At 60.1% G+C, this 16,763-nt stretch carries 15 protein-coding genes and 2 pseudogenes; 5 read left to right on the top strand and 12 right to left on the bottom strand.

Annotated features, from left to right (window positions below; all coding sequences use genetic code 11):
* Nucleotides 1–34 precede the first annotated feature (34 nt).
* Entirely contained in the window at nt 35–1,486 is a 1,452-nt protein-coding gene (gene pyk, locus BFP99_RS18870) for a pyruvate kinase (protein WP_027605512.1), read from the bottom strand.
* Nucleotides 1,487–1,661: 175 nt separating this feature from the next.
* Between pyk and BFP99_RS18865 the strand changes: the two genes are divergently transcribed.
* Both BFP99_RS18865 and BFP99_RS18860 read left to right on the top strand, forming a co-directional pair.
* Nucleotides 1,662–2,036 (top strand): hypothetical protein, encoded by a 375-nt coding sequence (locus BFP99_RS18865; RefSeq protein WP_025854787.1) that lies wholly within the window; start codon nt 1,662–1,664, stop codon nt 2,034–2,036.
* A 225-nt stretch (nt 2,037–2,261) separates the two neighbouring features.
* A complete protein-coding gene (locus BFP99_RS18860; RefSeq protein WP_065925875.1) occupies nt 2,262–2,621 on the top strand; it encodes a PilZ domain-containing protein in 360 nt (119 codons plus the stop codon).
* 60 nt (nt 2,622–2,681) lie between these two features.
* Here BFP99_RS18860 and BFP99_RS18855 read toward each other — a convergent pair whose 3' ends face one another.
* The 6 genes from BFP99_RS18855 to BFP99_RS18830 are packed head-to-tail and all read right to left on the bottom strand — an operon-like array spanning nt 2,682 to nt 9,355.
* Nucleotides 2,682–4,013 (bottom strand): DUF58 domain-containing protein, encoded by a 1,332-nt coding sequence (locus tag BFP99_RS18855; RefSeq protein ID WP_065947891.1) that lies wholly within the window; start codon nt 4,011–4,013, stop codon nt 2,682–2,684.
* Between the two features lie 7 nt (nt 4,014–4,020).
* The gene (locus BFP99_RS18850; protein ID WP_065947890.1) at nt 4,021–5,016 is read right to left on the bottom strand and encodes an AAA family ATPase; all 996 of its coding nucleotides are present in this window, start codon (nt 5,014–5,016) and stop codon (nt 4,021–4,023) included.
* Complete coding sequence (locus tag BFP99_RS18845; RefSeq protein ID WP_065925878.1) at nt 5,013–6,176, bottom strand: DUF4350 domain-containing protein; 1,164 nt, start codon at nt 6,174–6,176, stop codon at nt 5,013–5,015. The genes BFP99_RS18850 and BFP99_RS18845 overlap by 4 nt, the downstream gene beginning before the upstream one ends.
* Nucleotides 6,173–7,699, bottom strand: coding sequence for a DUF4129 domain-containing protein (locus BFP99_RS18840; protein ID WP_065947889.1), 1,527 nt, complete (start codon nt 7,697–7,699; stop codon nt 6,173–6,175). The genes BFP99_RS18845 and BFP99_RS18840 overlap by 4 nt, the downstream gene beginning before the upstream one ends.
* On the bottom strand, nt 7,686–8,666 hold the full coding sequence (locus tag BFP99_RS18835; RefSeq protein WP_065925880.1) for a stage II sporulation protein M: 981 nt from the start codon (nt 8,664–8,666) through the stop codon (nt 7,686–7,688). The genes BFP99_RS18840 and BFP99_RS18835 overlap by 14 nt, the downstream gene beginning before the upstream one ends.
* Nucleotides 8,663–9,355 (bottom strand): RDD family protein, encoded by a 693-nt coding sequence (locus BFP99_RS18830; protein ID WP_065947888.1) that lies wholly within the window; start codon nt 9,353–9,355, stop codon nt 8,663–8,665. Before BFP99_RS18830 ends, BFP99_RS18835 begins: the two co-directional genes overlap by 4 nt.
* A gap of 166 nt (nt 9,356–9,521) precedes the next feature.
* On the opposite strand from BFP99_RS18830, the gene sbcB reads away from it, so the two are divergent.
* Nucleotides 9,522–10,949, top strand: a complete 1,428-nt coding sequence (gene sbcB / locus BFP99_RS18825; RefSeq protein ID WP_065947887.1) for an exodeoxyribonuclease I — start codon at nt 9,522–9,524, stop codon at nt 10,947–10,949.
* Nucleotides 10,950–11,038: 89 nt separating this feature from the next.
* On the opposite strand, the gene mvaT is transcribed toward sbcB, so the two are convergent.
* Entirely contained in the window at nt 11,039–11,413 is a 375-nt protein-coding gene (gene mvaT / locus BFP99_RS18820) for a histone-like nucleoid-structuring protein MvaT (RefSeq protein ID WP_003175830.1), read from the bottom strand.
* A gap of 349 nt (nt 11,414–11,762) precedes the next feature.
* Between mvaT and purU the strand changes: the two genes are divergently transcribed.
* Complete coding sequence (gene purU / locus BFP99_RS18815) at nt 11,763–12,611, top strand: formyltetrahydrofolate deformylase (RefSeq protein WP_015885632.1); 849 nt, start codon at nt 11,763–11,765, stop codon at nt 12,609–12,611.
* An 88-nt stretch (nt 12,612–12,699) separates the two neighbouring features.
* A complete protein-coding gene (locus tag BFP99_RS33670; RefSeq protein ID WP_074847545.1) occupies nt 12,700–12,885 on the top strand; it encodes a hypothetical protein in 186 nt (61 codons plus the stop codon).
* An 8-nt stretch (nt 12,886–12,893) separates the two neighbouring features.
* On the opposite strand, the pseudogene BFP99_RS18810 reads toward BFP99_RS33670, so the two are convergent.
* From BFP99_RS18810 to BFP99_RS34135, 4 genes and pseudogenes are all read right to left on the bottom strand, one after another.
* Nucleotides 12,894–13,631 (bottom strand): annotated as a pseudogene (locus BFP99_RS18810) (DUF2334 domain-containing protein); the annotation flags it as partial.
* Nucleotides 13,624–14,745, bottom strand: coding sequence for a glycosyltransferase family 4 protein (locus BFP99_RS18805; protein WP_065925883.1), 1,122 nt, complete (start codon nt 14,743–14,745; stop codon nt 13,624–13,626). The pseudogene BFP99_RS18810 and the gene BFP99_RS18805, both read right to left, overlap by 8 nt.
* A 106-nt stretch (nt 14,746–14,851) precedes the next feature.
* Nucleotides 14,852–15,616, bottom strand: coding sequence for a methyl-accepting chemotaxis protein (locus BFP99_RS34140; protein ID WP_370671262.1), 765 nt, complete (start codon nt 15,614–15,616; stop codon nt 14,852–14,854).
* Between the two features lie 93 nt (nt 15,617–15,709).
* Nucleotides 15,710–16,741: pseudogene (locus BFP99_RS34135) on the bottom strand (cache domain-containing protein); the annotation flags it as partial.
* Nucleotides 16,742–16,763: the final 22 nt, after the last annotated feature.

The following is a 16,763-nucleotide window of genomic DNA, read 5'->3' as shown; positions in this document are numbered from 1 at the left end:
CACATGGCAGGGCTTTTGTTTTTCAGCCTGTCACTCAGACCATTGGGTCGCCAACGTGCAGGATCTTCATGCCGTTGGTGCCGCCGATGGTGTGGTAGCTGTCGCCTTTGGTCAGGATGACCCAGTCGCCTTTCTCCACTACGCCGCGCTTGATCAACTCGTCGATGGCCGCCTGGCTGACTTCATGGGGCGGCAACGACGCCGGGTCGAACGGCACGGTGTATACGCCACGGAACATGGCCGCACGGGCCTGGGTTTCGCGGTGCGGGGAGAACGCGTAGATCGGTACCGAAGAACGGATACGCGACATGATCAACGGCGTATAGCCACTTTCGGTCAGGGCAATGATCGCTTTCACGCCCGGGAAGTGGTTGGCGGTGTACATGGCGGCCAGGGCAATGCTCTGGTCGCAGCTTTCGAACACTTTGCCGATGCGGTGGCTGGAGGTCTTGCTGGTCGGGTGCTTTTCGGCACCGACGCAGATACGCGCCATGGCCTGCACGGCTTCCAGTGGGTACGGGCCGGCGGCACTTTCGGCCGAGAGCATCACGGCGTCGGTGTAGTCGAGCACGGCGTTGGCCACGTCGGACACTTCGGCGCGGGTCGGCATCGGGTTCTGGATCATCGACTCCATCATCTGGGTCGCGACGATCACCGCTTTGTTGTGGCGGCGTGCGTGCAGGATGATCTTCTTCTGGATACCGATCAGTTCGGCGTCACCGATTTCCACACCCAGGTCGCCACGGGCAACCATCACCGCGTCGGACGCCTTGATCAGGCCGTCGAGGGTTTCATCATCGGCCACGGCTTCGGCGCGCTCGATCTTCGCCACCAGCCAGGCGGTACCGCCGGCTTCGTCGCGCAGTTTACGGGCGTATTCCATGTCGGCAGCGTCGCGCGGGAAGGATACGGCGAGGTAGTCCACTTCCATTTCAGCGGCGAGCTTGATGTCGGCCTTGTCTTTTTCAGTCAGGGCTGGGGCGGTCAAGCCACCGCCGCGACGGTTGATGCCTTTGTGATCGGACAGCGGACCGCCGATGATCACGGTGCAATTCAGTTCGGTCGGGGTCGCGGTGTCAACGCGCATCACCACGCGACCGTCGTCCAGCAGCAGCTCGTCACCGACGCCGCAATCCTTGACCAGGTCCGGGTAGTCGATACCCACGACGTCCTGGGTGCCTTCGGTCAGCGGGTGGCTGGTGGAGAAGGTGAATTTGTCACCGATCTTCAGCTCGATACGCTTGTTGGCGAATTTGGCGATACGGATTTTCGGGCCTTGCAGGTCACCCAGCAGTGCGACGAAGCGGCCATGTTTGGCGGCCAGGTCACGCACCAGCTTGGCGCGAGCCTTGTGCTCGTCCGGGGTGCCGTGGGAGAAGTTCAGACGGGCAACGTCCAAACCAGCCAGAATCAGCTGTTCGAGGACTTCCGGCGAGTTGCTTGCCGGGCCAAGGGTGGCGACGATTTTGGTACGACGGACGGACATGCACAGACTCCTGAGTTCAAGCGCTGAGGAAGGCTACTATGCTCTTTGGTTGTAGTCATTGTTCGTTTGCACTACTTATCGACGATTCGCTTGTTTTCGCGCCGGTTGAATAGATGAACATCCTTGAAGATTTTTGACGAGGGGTCGATACACTGCACAAGACAGGAGAACCTTCATGCGAATTTTGCTCATTGCTGCCCTTGCCGTCAGTGTTGTCGGCTGCACCCGTTGGTCGATGGACCACCATTTGAACAATGCCTACCGTGCATACAAGGTCGGGGATTGCGAGCGCGTCACCTTGGAGCTATCCCAGGTCGACCGCGAGAGCCGTACACGGCGTTATGTACAGCCGGAAGTTTCGATGTTGCGCGGGCAATGCCTGGAACGCCAGAAACTGTTCGTCGACGCCGTGCAAACCTATCAATTCATCATTAACCAGTACCCGTCGAGCGAGTACGCCTACCGTGCCCGCGCGAGGCTGGATACCTTGCAGCAACTGGGCCATTACCCCGGTGCGAGCGTGGCACAGCCGCGGCCCGCCTCTTTGTAATGGCATTCGTCATTTAATAACTGGCCCGTTGCCAGTCTTGGGCTATTCTTTCAACGTTCGTTTGTACAAGTTTCTATTCGAACGGATGCAGGGCCCGGATTCGGCAGCTGTCGAGTGACAAAATGTTGTCCGTTGTCACACCGAGATCCAGGGAGAGCGAGCAATTGCGCTCGTTCCGAATCACTGGCACGGCCAGAGTCATGGCCACTGGATGGCGATCTCACCATGTTTACCGACCGACGGATCGAGCGGCATCAACTACCGTATTTCCTGCAAGTGTTTAACCGTGTCACCGACAAACCCATAGGTTTTTTGGGTAACGTCTCTGACGACGGGCTGATGTTGGTCAGCCAGTTACCCATGATGGTCGATGTGGACTTCGAGTTGCGCTTGAAGATACCCGGGGCTGACGACACGTTCCATGTCATTGACATCACCGCGACCTGCCTGTGGAGCCATGAAGATATCAACCCGCAGCACTATGATTCCGGGTTCAGCGTGCTTGAAGCCCCCGAGGAATATGGGCAACTGATCAACGTGCTGTTGCAGTACTTCAGTTTTGATTCCTTGGAGGCTTCGGCCTAGAAGCGGCGCGCTGTCGACGCGGCCGGGGTGCTGCTGTCCCTGCCGCAGTCGTGCGCTTTTTTAGAATACTCCGGCTTTCTTCCAACCCAGGTAGCGTGTCACCAGGGCCGCGCCCATTTCTGATGGCAACGTATCCAACGCCGACAGGCCGTGGGCGTTCATGCGGTCATGCAATTCATCCCGAGTATTGAGGTAGTCGACAGTGCCGCTGTAGGCCAGGGCTTCGGGCAAGGTTTGTACGGGGGATTGGCGCAGTCGATCGAGTACTTCCTCACGCATACTCGCCACCAGCACCCGATGTTGACGACTGATGCGCTTGACGGCGGAGAGCAGGGCTTCGTCGTCCTCATCCCGCAGGTTGCTGACAATAATGACCAATGCCCGACGTTTCTGCCGGGCCAGCAGTTGGCTGGCCGCTGCCTGGTAGTCGGCGGTTCGGCGGCTGGTGTCCAGGTCATAGACCGTATTGAGCAACAGATTCAATTGGCTGCTGCCCTTGACCGGTGCCAGGTAGCGTGGCTGGTCAGTGGCAAAGGTGCACAACCCCACCGCATCGCCCTGGCGCAGGGCCACATAACTGAGCAGCAGGCAGGCATTGAGGGCGTGGTCGAAATGGGACAGCTCGTCATCCTGGCTGCGCATGCGTCGGCCGCAATCGAGCATGAACACGATCTGCTGGTCGCGCTCGTCCTGATACTCCCGGGCGATGGGGGTACGTTGCCGAGCGGTCGCTTTCCAATCGATTTGTCGCAGGCTGTCGCCCTCACGAAACTCGCGCAGCTGATGAAACTCCAGTCCCAATCCTCGTCGTTGCCGTTGACGTACCCCCAGTTGGCTCAGCCAGTTATCCACACCCAGCAGTTGTGCCCCGTACAGGCGGGCGAAGTCCGGATAGACGCGGGTGGCATCCTCGGTTTCGATAAAGCGCCGTGCAGACCAGAGCCCCAAGGGACTGGGCAGGTGGATTTCGCAGCGACTGAACGCGAAATGCCCACGCCGCAAGGGGCGCAGACGATAACCCAGCTCACTGCGTTCACCAGGGTGCAGTTCGATGGACTGGGGCAGGTTTTCCACGCCCAGCCCGTCGGGGATGTGATCGAACACCTGCACTGTCAGCGCCTGTGGGTAGTCATGTTCCAGGGACAGGCGGACTTCGCCCCAGCGCCCCAGCGCCAGGCTGCCGGGCATCTGCCGGTGCACGCGTGGTGAGGGTCGGCGGCGCAGTCGCAGTGCGTCGAGCATGGCCAGCAGCAACAGCGCCAGGAGCAAGCCCCATGTTATTGAGTGCAAGGTCTCGGGTACCTTGAACTGCAAGGCGGCCGCAGCGCCCAGCAGGATACTCAAGCCCAGCAGTACGCTGAGCCAGGCTAATAACAGACGGGTCGGTTTCATGGACGGGTCATTGCCGGGGGGCCGGAATCTGGTCCAGCAGCTGCTTGAGCACCTGGTCGACCTCCAGCCCGTCTATATCCAGTTCTGGCGCAAGGCGTACCCGATGACGCAGTACTGCCAGGGCACAGTCCTTGATGTCATCCGGTGTGACGAACTCGCCTGCGCGTAACAAGGCCCGTGCGCGGGCGCCGCGTACCAGGGCGATGGAGGCTCGCGGGCCGGCGCCTATGGCCAGTCCCGGCCAACTGCGGGTTGCTCGCGCCAGGCGCACGGCATAGTCGAGCACGTGTTCATCCAGGGGCAGTTCACTGGCGATCCGTTGCAGCTGCAGCACGTCCTCGGCCTCCAGCACGGTGCGCAACGGTTGCACGTCCAGCATGTCGGCCCGTGATGAGCGTGTCACTTCGCGCACCATATCCAGTTCCTGCTGCGCATCGGGGTAGTCCATGCGTACCTTGAGCATGAAACGGTCCAGTTCGGCTTCCGGCAGGGGGTAGGTGCCTTCCTGTTCGATGGGATTTTGCGTGGCAAGTACCATGAACGGCTGGCCAATGGGCAGCGCCTCGCCTTCGAGGGTGACTTGCCGTTCCTGCATGGCTTCGAGCAGGGCTGCCTGGGTCTTGGCCGGAGCGCGGTTGATTTCGTCGGCCAGCAACAAGTGGGTGAATACGGGCCCCTTGCGCAGCTTGAACTGTTCGGTGTGCAGGTCGTACACCGCGTGGCCGGTGACATCGCTCGGCATCAGGTCCGGTGTGAACTGGATCCGCGCGAATTCGCCGTCAAAGCAACGGGCCAGGGCACGTACCAGCAAGGTCTTGCCCAGCCCGGGGACACCCTCGAGCAATACGTGGCCGCCGGCGATCAGCGCGGTGAGTACATCATCGATTACCTGATCCTGCCCGATCACCGCCTTGCGCAGTTCAATGCGCAGGGCCTGGGCCTGCTGGCTGGCGCGTTGCAGAGAGTCGCCGGGCAGGGTGTTAGCGCTGGGAAATTCGCTCATAGGGCATTCCTGAGGGTTTGCAGGCACGCCACCTGCCGGCTGAAATCGGCACTGGAAAGCCGTTTCGTCGGGAGTGGGCCGAGGGCCTGGCTGATGACGTGGGAGGGTTGGCGCGTCAGGTGGGCAAGTACTCGCCCCTGTTCCGTATTGTCGAGATGTTCAAAGCCAGGATGACGCCGCCGTGCGGCGCGCAGGATGTCGCGCTGCAAGGCCTGCAACAGTGTGCCTTGGCCGCTGCGACGCAGCAGGAAGTCGGCGCTGGCTTTCAGATGCTCCTGCAATTGCCGGCGTGCCTTGGGGGCGGGCGCCTGGATTGGGCCCTGGCGCATACCTGCCTGCCAGAGTGCCAGGGCAATCAGGGCAATGAGCGCCACCAACGCCTGGGGGAAATAACGCAGCAGCAGGGTGAACAGGTCATCTACGTCGCCGTTGAACAACAAGGTTACGGCAGTGCCCTGGGTCAGATGCCACAGCAGCCAGGCATTGTCGTGTTTGCCAATGTCCGGCGTTTTCCACAGCTCGCTGTCGGTGATCACCGTTACGCGGCCTTGCCCGAGGTCGAGTTGCATCAAGTGGCTCGACCGCGCGCTATTGGCTGAAAATTGTGCCAGGTGCTTGGGGTCGATGAGATTGAAGTCGGTGTCGAAACTGAAATAGACCGGGGCTGTGTCGTTGTCGACATACAGTTTGGTCAGGTCCGGTGCTTTATTTTTGCGGGTCGGGGCCGGGGCGGGGGCGTCGGGTTCATCGCTGAGGACTTGGTGGATAGGCAGGCGATCGAGCAGCAGGTCGCCGCTCTTGCCGGTTTCGTCGTCCCACAGGGCCTCGGCGACTACCAGTAGATGGCCGCCGGACCTGGCCCAGTCCAGGAGTTGCCCTGCCTGGCGTGGCGACATGTTGCCGCGTTCGCCCAGCAACAGCAGGCTGTTGCCCTTGGCGGGCAGGCTCGCCAGGCGTTCCAGGCCATTGGCGCGCTCCACGGCCAAGCCTTGCAGGCGCAGAAAGTGTTCGGCTGCCAGGTAAGGATTGGCCTGGGCTTCCGGGGAGGGGCCGCGGTCCACCACTTCTTCATAGGGGATCGCTTTGCTCCATGCGTAAAAACCGCCCGCTCCAAGCAGGCACGCCAACAGCAGCCCCACCCACAGTAATGGCCGGTTCATCGGACGCCTCCCGCACTGAACAGGGCACGCCAATCGTTGCACAATGTCTGCTGGACTGAGACCGGGGGCAGGTGATGGCCATAGGCGAGGTTTTGCCAGTGCCGCGTCAATTCATCACTGAAGGCCAGCAACTGCGGCTGCTGCAATTGGTGAACCCGTTGCAGGATCTGGCCTTCGGTGTCAGCACTTTTAAGGGGCAGGTTGAAGTCATGCAGCAACCTGCTCAGCAGGCCACGATACAAAAGGCCGAGGGCCTCCCGTGGCTGGGTAGACCAGAGTTGCTCGGCGGCGCTGGCGATATCCTCGGGCAGGGTCTCGGCGCCCAGTTCCAGGCCGAACAATTGCGCGGGTGGTGGTTTCGCTGCTTTGGGTGTACGTGCCCCGCGCAGGCTGACAAAGGTGTGCAACCAGTCCCGATAACGCCAGGCCAGCAGGGCCACACCACCGATCAGCAGGCTCCATAACAGCACTTCCAGGCCTTGGGCGACAGGCTTGAACGTGTTGCTGTTGAGGTTGTCCAGCAGCGCTTGCAGCCACGCCGGAAGTTTGCCGTCACTGTGTGCCTTGTTTTTAACGACGGGCTTTTCTTCGCCAAAGCGATAGCGGGTGACGGTTTCCGGATTTTTGAAGGGCGGCTTGTCCAGCAGCGACTTGATGGACTGGCTTGCGCTTTGGGGAGGTAGTGGCTTGGCGTCATCCGCCATGGCGGGCAGGTTGAATGGCAGCAAGGTCAGCCCGATCACCAGCACTAACAGTGGCGCCACACTGCTCAGACGCTGGCGCAGGCGGCGGAATACCAGCTCCAGGTCCCACGCCTCCAGCAGGGTGCGGCGATTGAGATAAAGGCTGAAACCACAGGCAACATAGATGGGCTCCCAAAACACCAGGATCAAGGCGTAGAAGGCGTTGCTCAAGTGTTCCAGCCAGACCCCCTCGGAGCCCGTCGCCAGCGCCAGCCGTTGCCAATCCCAATCCCAATCCAGTTCAAGCTGTTGCGGAATGAATAGATAGAACAGCGCCATGCAGCCGAACCACAGGCCGATTTCCAGGTGCACCCCAACGGTGGTCAACCAGCGCGCGGCTCCTGCATTGCGCTGCAGCAGCACGCCCAGGCGTTTCTGGCGCGCCTGGCCGTCCAGGCCTTCGAGCTGGCTGACCGGCATTACAAAACTGCGGCTGAGGCTAAGTCGGCGCCAGGTCAGGCTGGCCAGCAGTTGGTGGTTAAGCAGTCTTGGCCATTCGCGCACGGCCTGCTTAAGGCTGGGTGTTTCGCCGAACAGGGCTTTGGAGAGGATATATAAAGGCAAGCGGTCGAACGCCGGTTTGAGCCACCAGAACAGGAACATGGCTGTGGACGGGTATTTCCATAGCAACGCGGTAAGCAGGGCAAAAACCGGCAGGGTCACCAGCGCCCAACTGCTCATCAATAGCAGGCGATGTTCCCGGGCCATTAATACCCCAAGGTCCATGGCCTCCCATGCGGTACGCGGGCGAATCGCCACGCTGGCATTACTCAGGCGCATGGCGAGTCCGTCCGGCAAGGGTCAGGTAAGCCGCCACCAGCAGCCAGAGTGCAGCACCCACCAGGTATTTGATCCAAGGGGCGATCTGGGTGGTGGAAGACCAGTAGGCCTCGATAAATGCTGCGATCAGCAGGAACACCATGACACCGCACAGCAATTGCACACTCTTGCGCGCTGCGAGCCGCAGGGATTCGCCACGGGTCAGTTGCCCCGGGGCGATCAACGCCCAGCCCAGTTGCAAGCCTGCGGCACCGGCGAGTGCTATGGCCGTCAACTCAAAGGCCCCATGGCCGATGACAAATGACCAGAAGGTCTGCCCATAGCCGATTTCGGTCAGGTGCCCGGAAACCGCGCCGATGATCAGCCCGTTGAATATCAGGAAAAACACACTGCCCAGGCCGAACAGCAAGCCGGCGGCAAATGTCTGAAAGGCGATACCGATGTTGTGCATGACGTAGTAGCCAAACATCATCCAGTCTTCGCTCGACGCACGTTCGGCGGCGCGCCCCAGCCGGCTGGCCTCGGGGTCATACATGCCCTGCATCTCTGCCACCTGCTGGGGGCTGACAATGCTGTAGATCAGGTCGGGGAACAGGTAGACCAGCAGGGCAATGCCCAGCAGGCTGCCAAAGAACAGCAGGCTGGCAATCAACACGAAACGCCACTGTTCTCGCACCAGACGCGGAAAATCGGCCAGGACGAAACTCAGCACGTTCGCGGCCAATTGGCTGCGGTGGCGATACAGTTGTTGATGGCCGCGCAATGCCAGTTGTTGCAGGGGATCCACCAGGTAACTGCTGTAGCCGCGCTCCTGGGCGAGGGCCAGGAGCTGACATAGACGCCGGTATTGATGAGGGAAATCGGCCATATCACTGGCCTTGGCCTTGCCGTGTTCCAACTGCTTCAGTTGTTCGGCAAAAGCTTGCCATTGGTGTTGGTAACGGCTTTCGAAAAGACTCTGCTTCATGTCGGCCCCAGCAGGCCGCGGGCCACACCGTTGAGTTGCTCCACGGCGCGGGCCGGGGACACCTGCAGCGGCGTCGCGAGGATCGAGGCGAGTTCGTGTACCCGTTCAGGGGACAGTTCGCCCTGGCGTTCGGCGAAGCCAAGAATCGCTCGCTGTTCACTCAGGTCCAGGGCAAACGACAAGCGCAGGGCTGCAGCTTGGGGCACCTGGGGACGTGCCAGAGGCTGTTCGCGGTAGACCACCAAGGTGCCAGCGGCCAGGTCGCCAAGGCGTTTGAAATGAGGATGTTGCAGGCAACTGATTGCGCCGAGAAAGTAGCCGAAAGGCAGCATGTCGACAAACCGCAGGAGGTTGCGGATCAGCGACGCCGACCAGCCTATGGGGGTACCGTCGTCCTGCACGACCCGCAAGCCCATGACCTGTTTGCCCGGTGAGCAGCCCTGGTTGAGTACCTCGAACAGCACCATGTACCACCAACTGACCAGGAACAGCAGAAGCGACCCCAGGCCAACACCTATATTGCCGAGCAACGCCAATGGCACCAGCAGCACGCCCATGATCACTGCACGTGCGCCGAGGTCGAAGGCAAATGCCAGCGCCCGTGGCACCAGGCCGGCTGGGCGCAGCGGCAGGTCGATGCCCTCCGGGGTCTCGATCTGGTAGAGGGTGTCCAATGGGGCTGATGGCATCGCGATCCTTGGCAGTGCAGAGCGGCTGGAGACACGGATGCTAACAGTGTCGGTGATGGAAGCAACTACTCAAGGTTTTGCTGGATGTTTGTACAGTAGAATTGGTGCTGGCCCCGAACACGGCTGAACGCCTAGACTTCGTCGATCTTCAGCACAGGAATAGCCCGTGACCTCCATTTTCTGGTACGACTATGAAACCACCGGCATCAACCCGCGCAGCGATCGCCCACTGCAGGTTGCCGGCATTCGTACGGACCTCGATCTCAACGAGGTCGGCCCGCCGGTCAATCTTTACTGCAAGCCCAGCGACGACATCCTGCCCCATCCCGCCGCCTGTGCCATTACCGGCATCACCCCTGTAACACTGGCGGAAAAAGGCCTGGCCGAGGCCGATTTCATGACCCGTGTACATGCCGAACTGGCGGCCCCGGGGACGTGCGGCGCAGGCTACAACACCTTGCGGTTTGACGATGAAATGACGCGCTACAGCCTGTATCGCAATTTTTTCGACCCCTACGCGCGGGAGTGGCAGGGCGGTAACAGCCGCTGGGACCTGATCGACGTGGTTCGCACTGCCTACGCCCTGCGCCCGGAAGGCATCGAGTGGCCCCAGCAGGACGGGCGCGTGACCCTCAAGCTCGAGCGCCTGACCGCCGCCAACGGGATTGACCACGGCCAGGCCCACGATGCGTTATCCGACGTGCGTGCCACCATCGCCCTGGCTCGCCTGGTGCGCGAGAAGCAGCCCAAGCTGTACGACTGGCTGTTTCAACTGCGCAGCAAGCAACGGGTGATGGACCAGGTGCGCTTGCTGCAACCCATGGTGCATATCTCCGGACGTTTTTCTGCCGAGCGTCATTACCTGGGGGTCGTGCTGCCCCTGGCCTGGCACCCGCGCAACCGCAATGCGCTGATTGTCTGCGACCTTGGGCTCGATCCCCAGGGGCTGCTGGACCTGGATGCCGCTGCCTTGCGCCAACGCCTGTACACCCGTCGTGAGGACCTTGCCGAGGGCGAGCTGCCGGTGCCGCTCAAGTTGGTGCATATCAACCGTTGCCCCGTGGTCGCGCCCTTGAACGTACTGCGGGCCGAGGATCGTGAACGCCTGCAATTGGATATGGATATTTGCCAGGCGCGGGCGCTGCGGCTAACTGACGCACAGGCACTTTGGCGCGATAAGTTGGCAGTCATTTACGCCGAGGAAGATTTTGCACCGAGTTCAGACCCGGAACAGCAGCTTTACGAGGGTTTTATCGGGGATCGTGATCGACGCTTATGCGAGCAAGTCCGGGCGGCTGAGCCTGCGCAATTAGCCAGCCAGCAGTGGCCTTTTGATGATCACCGTTTGCCTGAATTATTGTTTCGCTACCGGGCGCGTAACTTCCCCGATACGCTGAACAGCGAGGAGCTACAACGCTGGAAACTTTTCTGTCAGCAACGTTTGGCAAATCCTGAATTCGGCGCGCCGAATACCTTGGAGGCATTTAATCACGCTCGGCAGGAGTTGGCCGTTAGTGCGACGCCGTTTCAGCAGCAGGTGCTGGAGCAATGGCAGAGATATGCTGACTCTTTAGCCGCTCGTGTGAATCGGTAGTAGCGGTTTGTAGAAAAGACGGTCAATAAAAAACGCCAGCAAGCTGGCGTTTTTAATGGGTCGCGTATCAAGCGCAGACCGGGTGAGGCTTAGCCCAGCAGGGTAGCCCAGCCTTCAACCACGTCACCGCCCCACTTGGCTTTCCACTCTTTCAGGGTTTTGTGGTTACCGCCTTTGGTTTCAATCACTTCGCCGTTGTGCGGGTTCTTGTATTGCTTGACCTTGCGAGCACGCTTGGTACCGGTAGTTTTCACGGCGCCACGGGGTGCTTTAACTTTCGACTCTGGATCCAGCAGCGCGATGATGTCACGCAGGGATTTGGAGTATTCACCCATGAGGGTGCGCAGTTTGCCTTCGAATTCCAGCTCGGTTTTCAGTTTGTCATCTTGGGACAGGTTCTTCAAACGAGCTTGCAGCTCTTTGATAGCTTCTTCGGTGGCACGGTATTCGTTGATCAGAGACATGTGGACTACCTTATGTAGAACGCTGATTGACAGGGATAGTGGTCCAATAATAGTCAGGCGGTTTCCCCAAGTAAACATTTAAGCGCGTATTCAGGTGAATTACTTTGAATGTTTGTGAAGACGCTATGCAATCGAGTTAATTAGTAGGGGGCTACCCCGAAAATAATCTCCTTGAAATTTGCATAATTGCTGCAGCGTGCGCTGTTCATTCATATAGCGATGGTAAAACCATGCGCTATTAAGGGACGTGGCCAGGGCAACGGATCAGAATAAGGCTCATCGAATACTGCAGTTTTTCTGCACAATCGCTAGAATGGCGGCCTTTGCGAAGTTCTGGAGTTCCCCCCTAATGCGCACTTTTCGGCTGGTGATTGCTTGCCCGGACCGGGTCGGCATCGTTGCCAAAGTCAGTAACTTTCTGGCCTCCCACAACGGCTGGATCACCGAGGCGAGCCATCACTCGGACAACCTCAGCGGTTGGTTCTTCATGCGTCACGAAATCCGTGCCGACACGCTGCCCTTTGGTCTTGAAGCGTTCCGCGAGGCATTTGCGCCCATCGCAGAAGAGTTTTCGATGACCTGGCACATCACCGACACCGAGCAGAAAAAGCGCGTGGTGTTGATGGCCAGCCGCGAATCCCACTGCCTGGCCGACTTGCTGCACCGCTGGCACAGCGACGAGCTGGACTGCGAGATCGCGTGCGTGATCTCCAACCATGACGACCTGCGCAGCATGGTCGAGTGGCATGGCATTCCCTATTACCATGTGCCGGTCAACCCGCAGGACAAGGAGCCGGCATTCGCCGAGGTCTCTCGCCTGGTCAAGCAGCATGAGGCCGACGTGGTTGTGCTGGCGCGCTACATGCAAATCCTGCCGCCTGAGCTGTGCCGCGAATACGCAGGCAAGGTGATCAACATTCACCACAGCTTCCTGCCTTCGTTCGTGGGGGCCAAGCCTTACCACCAGGCTTCCCTGCGTGGCGTGAAGTTGATTGGCGCAACCTGCCATTACGTCACTGAAGAGCTGGATGCCGGTCCGATCATCGAGCAGGACGTGGTGCGTGTCAGCCACAGTGACAGCATTGAGGACATGGTGCGGTTTGGCCGTGATGTCGAGAAGATGGTGCTGGCCCGTGGCCTGCGCTATCACTTGGAAGACCGCGTGCTGGTGCACGGCAACAAGACGGTCGTATTCTGATTCAAGCGTCTTGGTTGAACAAAGAAGGGCCTGGGCGTTAAATCGCTGCAGGCCCTTTTTCATTCCCCGCACTTTTCAGGACCAGGCCATGACCGACCCACTTGATAAAGCCACGTCCAAGGCGCCTGCTACGTTGGGTGAGGGCTGCCTGAGTCGTTACGACCCGGAGGCGCTGGAGCCGGAAGACGGTACGGACTTTCCGGGAGCAGCCGAGCTGTGGGAGCAATTGCACGAGGCCGATGAATTGCCCGTTTCCCCTGGCCGAGGTGCTTGAGCGACCACCTGTTCAGCCAGCCAGGCAGCCTTGGTCAGCGGTGTTCGCCCTGCGTTGAGTAGGCGTTGTACGGTTTCAAGCCAATAGCAGCGAGAGAATGCGTGGCGCATGTCCACCGGGTGCACGCCCAGGCGAATCACCGGGGCGGCGTGCCAGCGCTGTTCGCGACGATCGCTGATGACTCTGGACACCCCTCGGCGCCATGCACTGCGCGCACTCCAGGTCAGGCCCGGGGCGTCGATCGGCGTGAAATCGGGCAGTCGATACAGATGCTGCGGGCTGCTGGTGTAGCTCAGCGGTAGTTGGCGCAGGGCCTCGCGAGTGCCCTGGCTCATTAACCAGGCGGGTGCGACGAAGCCGTGCAACGGCCAGTCATGACGCCGGAATACTTCAATGCCATCCTGAAGACGATCAAGAGCCTGGGCTTGAGACAGTTGATAGAACTCAGCCTCATGGGTGTAGAGGCGGCGCATGAACCAGTCTTTGGGTGTGCGCGGTGCTGGTTGATCATCGCAATGGTAGTAACCGTGCAAGGCAAGTTCATCGCCCTTGATCACGCGGCGATCCAGCAGGCGTTGAAAATCGCCGTGGGCAGTCAAGGCGTCGCGATGATGGAAGTCCGGCACCACCAACCATGTGATTGGTACGGCACCCAGGGCATCGACGGCTTCGACAAAGGGCCGATAGTCGGCCCAGTTGTGCGGCGCCACATCGTGCAGCACCAGTAATACCGAGCGCTCATGCATGGGAAGGCATCGGCTTGTGACTGCCCAGTACCGCGTGGTAGTGGCCGAGCAGGCTGTCGACCACCGTATACCAGGCGTAATGTTGTTCTACATGACGCCGAGCCTGAGCGCCCAGGCGCCTGCTGCCGAGGTTGAACAGCTCGCGCACCGTATCGGCCATCGCCCTTGGATTGTTTGGCGCGCACAGCAGGCCGCAGCGTTCGTCGACTATCTCCGTGAACGCGCCAGCCGCCACCGCGATTACCGGTATGCCGCAAGCCATGGCTTCGAGGATGACCAGGCCAAAGGTTTCCTGGTCGCCGCCATGCAGCAAGGCATCGGCACTGGCCATCAGCCGGGCGACATGCTGTGCCGGGCGAAACCCCTCGATGACGGTGACATTGGCCGGCACGCTGGTCGGCATGCCGGAGCCCACCAGCACCAAGTGATAGCCGTCCCCCAGCCGTTTCATGCAGCGAAGCAGGATCGGCAGGTTTTTTTCCTTGGAACCGCGCCCCGCAAAGATCAGCAGGCGGGTGTCTGCGCCGATCCCCAGCTCGGCGCGCAGGCCTGGGTCGCGGGCGTCAGGGGTAAAGGTTTGCAGGTCGACGCCCAGTGGTTGGACGAACACATTCTTCACGCCGAGCCCCATGAGCTTGTCGGCCATTACCTGGCTGGGCGCCAGTACCCGGTCGAAACTTCCATAGAGTTTGCTGACATAGGCTTCAACGTTCGGGGCAAACCAAGACCCCATGCGGTTGCTCACCAGTAACGGTAAGTCGGAGTGGTAAAAGCCGATCACCGGCACATCCAGCTGGCGCCGGGCATCCAGCGCGGCCCAGGCGGTGAGATAGGGATCACCTACCTCGATCAGATCGGGCTGTAAATCGTGCAGGACATTTCGCCAGGGGGAGAGGCGAAGGGGGAAGCGGTAGCCTTTGCCGAAGGGCAGCGCGGGAGCCGGTACCTTGAAGATGCCATCCTGATTGCTCCATTGCGCGCCGGGAATCAACAGGCTATGGCGAATGCCGGGCTTGAGCCCCAGGCGTCGGTGCTTGGCGTCCAGGTAAGTGCGCACGCCGCCGCTTGTCGGGGCGTAGAACATGGTTATGTCAGCGATATGCACGATGAACATCCCTCCGATCCATTGCTCTCCTAACGTGGACCTGAGCTAAGGATAGATGTTCGGTTGGCGTTCATCGTGAAAACAGTGTGGGAGCCTGACCGGCTCCTGCGGTAGTTCAGATCCGGAAGCTGCCCACCAGCTGTTTCAACCGTGCCGCCTGCTGTTCCAGGTCGGCGCAGGCGCGCAGCGTCGATTGCAGGTTTTCCACGCCTTCCTGATTGAGGGTGTTGATCTCGGTGATGTCCATGTTGATCGACTCCACGACCGAGGTCTGCTCTTCAGTGGCGGTGGCCACCGACTGGTTCATGCCGTCGATCTCGCCAATGCGCTGGGTCACGCTGTTCAAGCGTTCGCCGGCCAGGTTGGCGATTTCCACGCTGTCATGACTGTGGCGCTGGCTGTCGCTCATGGTGCTGACCGAGTCACGGGCACCGATTTGCAGTTCCTCGATCATCTTTTGTACCTGCTGTGCCGACTCCTGGGTGCGATGGGCCAGGTTGCGCACTTCATCGGCGACCACCGCAAACCCGCGCCCGGCTTCCCCGGCGCGTGCGGCTTCGATGGCGGCATTCAGTGCCAGCAGGTTGGTTTGCTGGGAAATACTGGTGATTACCTCAAGAATCTGGCCGATATTCACCGTCTTGCTGTTAAGTGCTTCGATATTGCTGCTTGAGGCACTGATCATTGCAGACAGCTGAGTCATCGCCTTGATATTGCGTTCAACTACCTGTTGACCGTCTTCGGCCAATTGCCGTGCGTCACTGGCCTGGTTGGAGGCTTGGGCGGCGTTACGCGCGATTTCCTGTGCGGCGGCGCCCAGTTCGTTGATCGCGGCGGCAACGCTGTTGGTGCGGTTGGCCTGTTCGTCGGAATTGACCATCGACGAGTTGGACGCACTGACAACCCGCAGTGCGACTTCATTCACCTGTTGGGTGGCCGAGGACACTTCGCGGATGGACGTATGAATCCGCTCCACGAAGCGGTTGAATGCAGTGCCCAGGGTGCCGAACTCATCGTGATTCTGGATGGTCAGGCGGCGAGTCAGGTCACCTTCGCCGTCGGCGATGTCTTGCATGGCACGGGTCATGAGGTGCAGCGGTTGCAACAGCACGCGAATCAGCATGCCCAACAAGGCAATGATGATCACCACCGCAATGAGCGTGGCGATCACCGCCGAGGTGCGAAATTCGCTGAGCATGGCGAAGGATTTGTCTTTATCCACCGAAATGCCCAGGTACCAGTTCACCGACGGCAGGCCCTTGATTGGTGTGAAGGTCACGATGTTGTCCTTGCCATTGGCTTGGACTTCACTGAAGTCGCCGCTGATCTTCGGCGTGTTTTTTGGATACATGTCGGCCAGGGTTTTCATCACCAGGCTTTTGTCCGGGTGTACCAGCACCTTGCCGTCGGCGCTGACCAGGAACGCGTAGCCCATGCCGCCGAAGTTCAGCGCGCCGATGTTATCCACCAGGGTTTGCAGGCTCAGGTCGCCGCCCACCACGCCAATGCTCTGGCCGCCTTTAGCGCTGGGGGTGGCGATGGAGATGATCAACTGCCCCGTAGCGGCATCGATATACGGTTCGGTCAGCGTCGAGCCGTTGCTGCTTTGGGCGCCCTTGTACCAAGGCCGAACGCGTGGGTCGAAGCCATCTGGCATCTTCGTGTCGGGGCGGATGGTGAAGGCCCCTTTGCTATCGCCCACGTAGGTAGCCATGAAGGACGACGTCAGGGCTTTCTGTTCCAGCAGGCTGGCAACGGTCGAAGGCTCAGGGTTGATGGCGATGTTTTGCGCCGCGTTTTCCACCAGCGCAATGCGCCCGGTGAGCCAGGTCTGAATGTTGCTGGCGGTGACATCGCCCATTTCATGCAGGTAATTGTTAAGGTCGTCGCGAATGGCATTGCGTTGCAGGTAGTCGTTGTAGAGGGTGAACAGTGCGAAGGCCGCGATGACGATAAGGGAGGCTGCAAGCAGGATTTTATGGCTGAAACGCAGATTTTTATTCATAGCTTGAAGGGTCCGCTAAGGT

Origin of the sequence: Pseudomonas sp. 1 R 17 (genome assembly GCF_900067035.1) — a bacterium.
GTDB classification, from domain to species: domain Bacteria; phylum Pseudomonadota; class Gammaproteobacteria; order Pseudomonadales; family Pseudomonadaceae; genus Aquipseudomonas; species Aquipseudomonas marginalis.
Note: the sequence above shows the minus strand (reverse complement) of the source record. Positions and strands in the feature narration are given on the sequence as shown.

Coding starts and splice junctions, on each gene's coding strand:
- BFP99_RS18850 (WP_065947890.1), bottom strand. CDS start 5,016: ATGAGCGAATTTCCCAGCGCTAACACCCTGCCCGGCGACTCTCTGCAA.
- pyk (WP_027605512.1), bottom strand. CDS start 1,486: ATGTCCGTCCGTCGTACCAAAATCGTCGCCACCCTTGGCCCGGCAAGC.
- BFP99_RS18840 (WP_065947889.1), bottom strand. CDS start 7,699: ATGCGCCTGAGTAATGCCAGCGTGGCGATTCGCCCGCGTACCGCATGG.
- BFP99_RS18805 (WP_065925883.1), bottom strand. CDS start 14,745: ATGTTCATCGTGCATATCGCTGACATAACCATGTTCTACGCCCCGACA.
- BFP99_RS34140 (WP_370671262.1), bottom strand. CDS start 15,616: ATGGTCAATTCCGACGAACAGGCCAACCGCACCAACAGCGTTGCCGCC.
- BFP99_RS18845 (WP_065925878.1), bottom strand. CDS start 6,176: ATGAACCGGCCATTACTGTGGGTGGGGCTGCTGTTGGCGTGCCTGCTT.
- mvaT (WP_003175830.1), bottom strand. CDS start 11,413: ATGTCTCTGATCAACGAATACCGTGCCACCGAAGAAGCTATCAAAGAG.
- purU (WP_015885632.1), top strand. CDS start 11,763: ATGCGCACTTTTCGGCTGGTGATTGCTTGCCCGGACCGGGTCGGCATC.
- BFP99_RS18865 (WP_025854787.1), top strand. CDS start 1,662: ATGCGAATTTTGCTCATTGCTGCCCTTGCCGTCAGTGTTGTCGGCTGC.
- BFP99_RS18860 (WP_065925875.1), top strand. CDS start 2,262: ATGTTTACCGACCGACGGATCGAGCGGCATCAACTACCGTATTTCCTG.
- BFP99_RS18835 (WP_065925880.1), bottom strand. CDS start 8,666: ATGAAGCAGAGTCTTTTCGAAAGCCGTTACCAACACCAATGGCAAGCT.
- BFP99_RS18830 (WP_065947888.1), bottom strand. CDS start 9,355: ATGCCATCAGCCCCATTGGACACCCTCTACCAGATCGAGACCCCGGAG.
- BFP99_RS18855 (WP_065947891.1), bottom strand. CDS start 4,013: ATGAAACCGACCCGTCTGTTATTAGCCTGGCTCAGCGTACTGCTGGGC.
- BFP99_RS33670 (WP_074847545.1), top strand. CDS start 12,700: ATGACCGACCCACTTGATAAAGCCACGTCCAAGGCGCCTGCTACGTTG.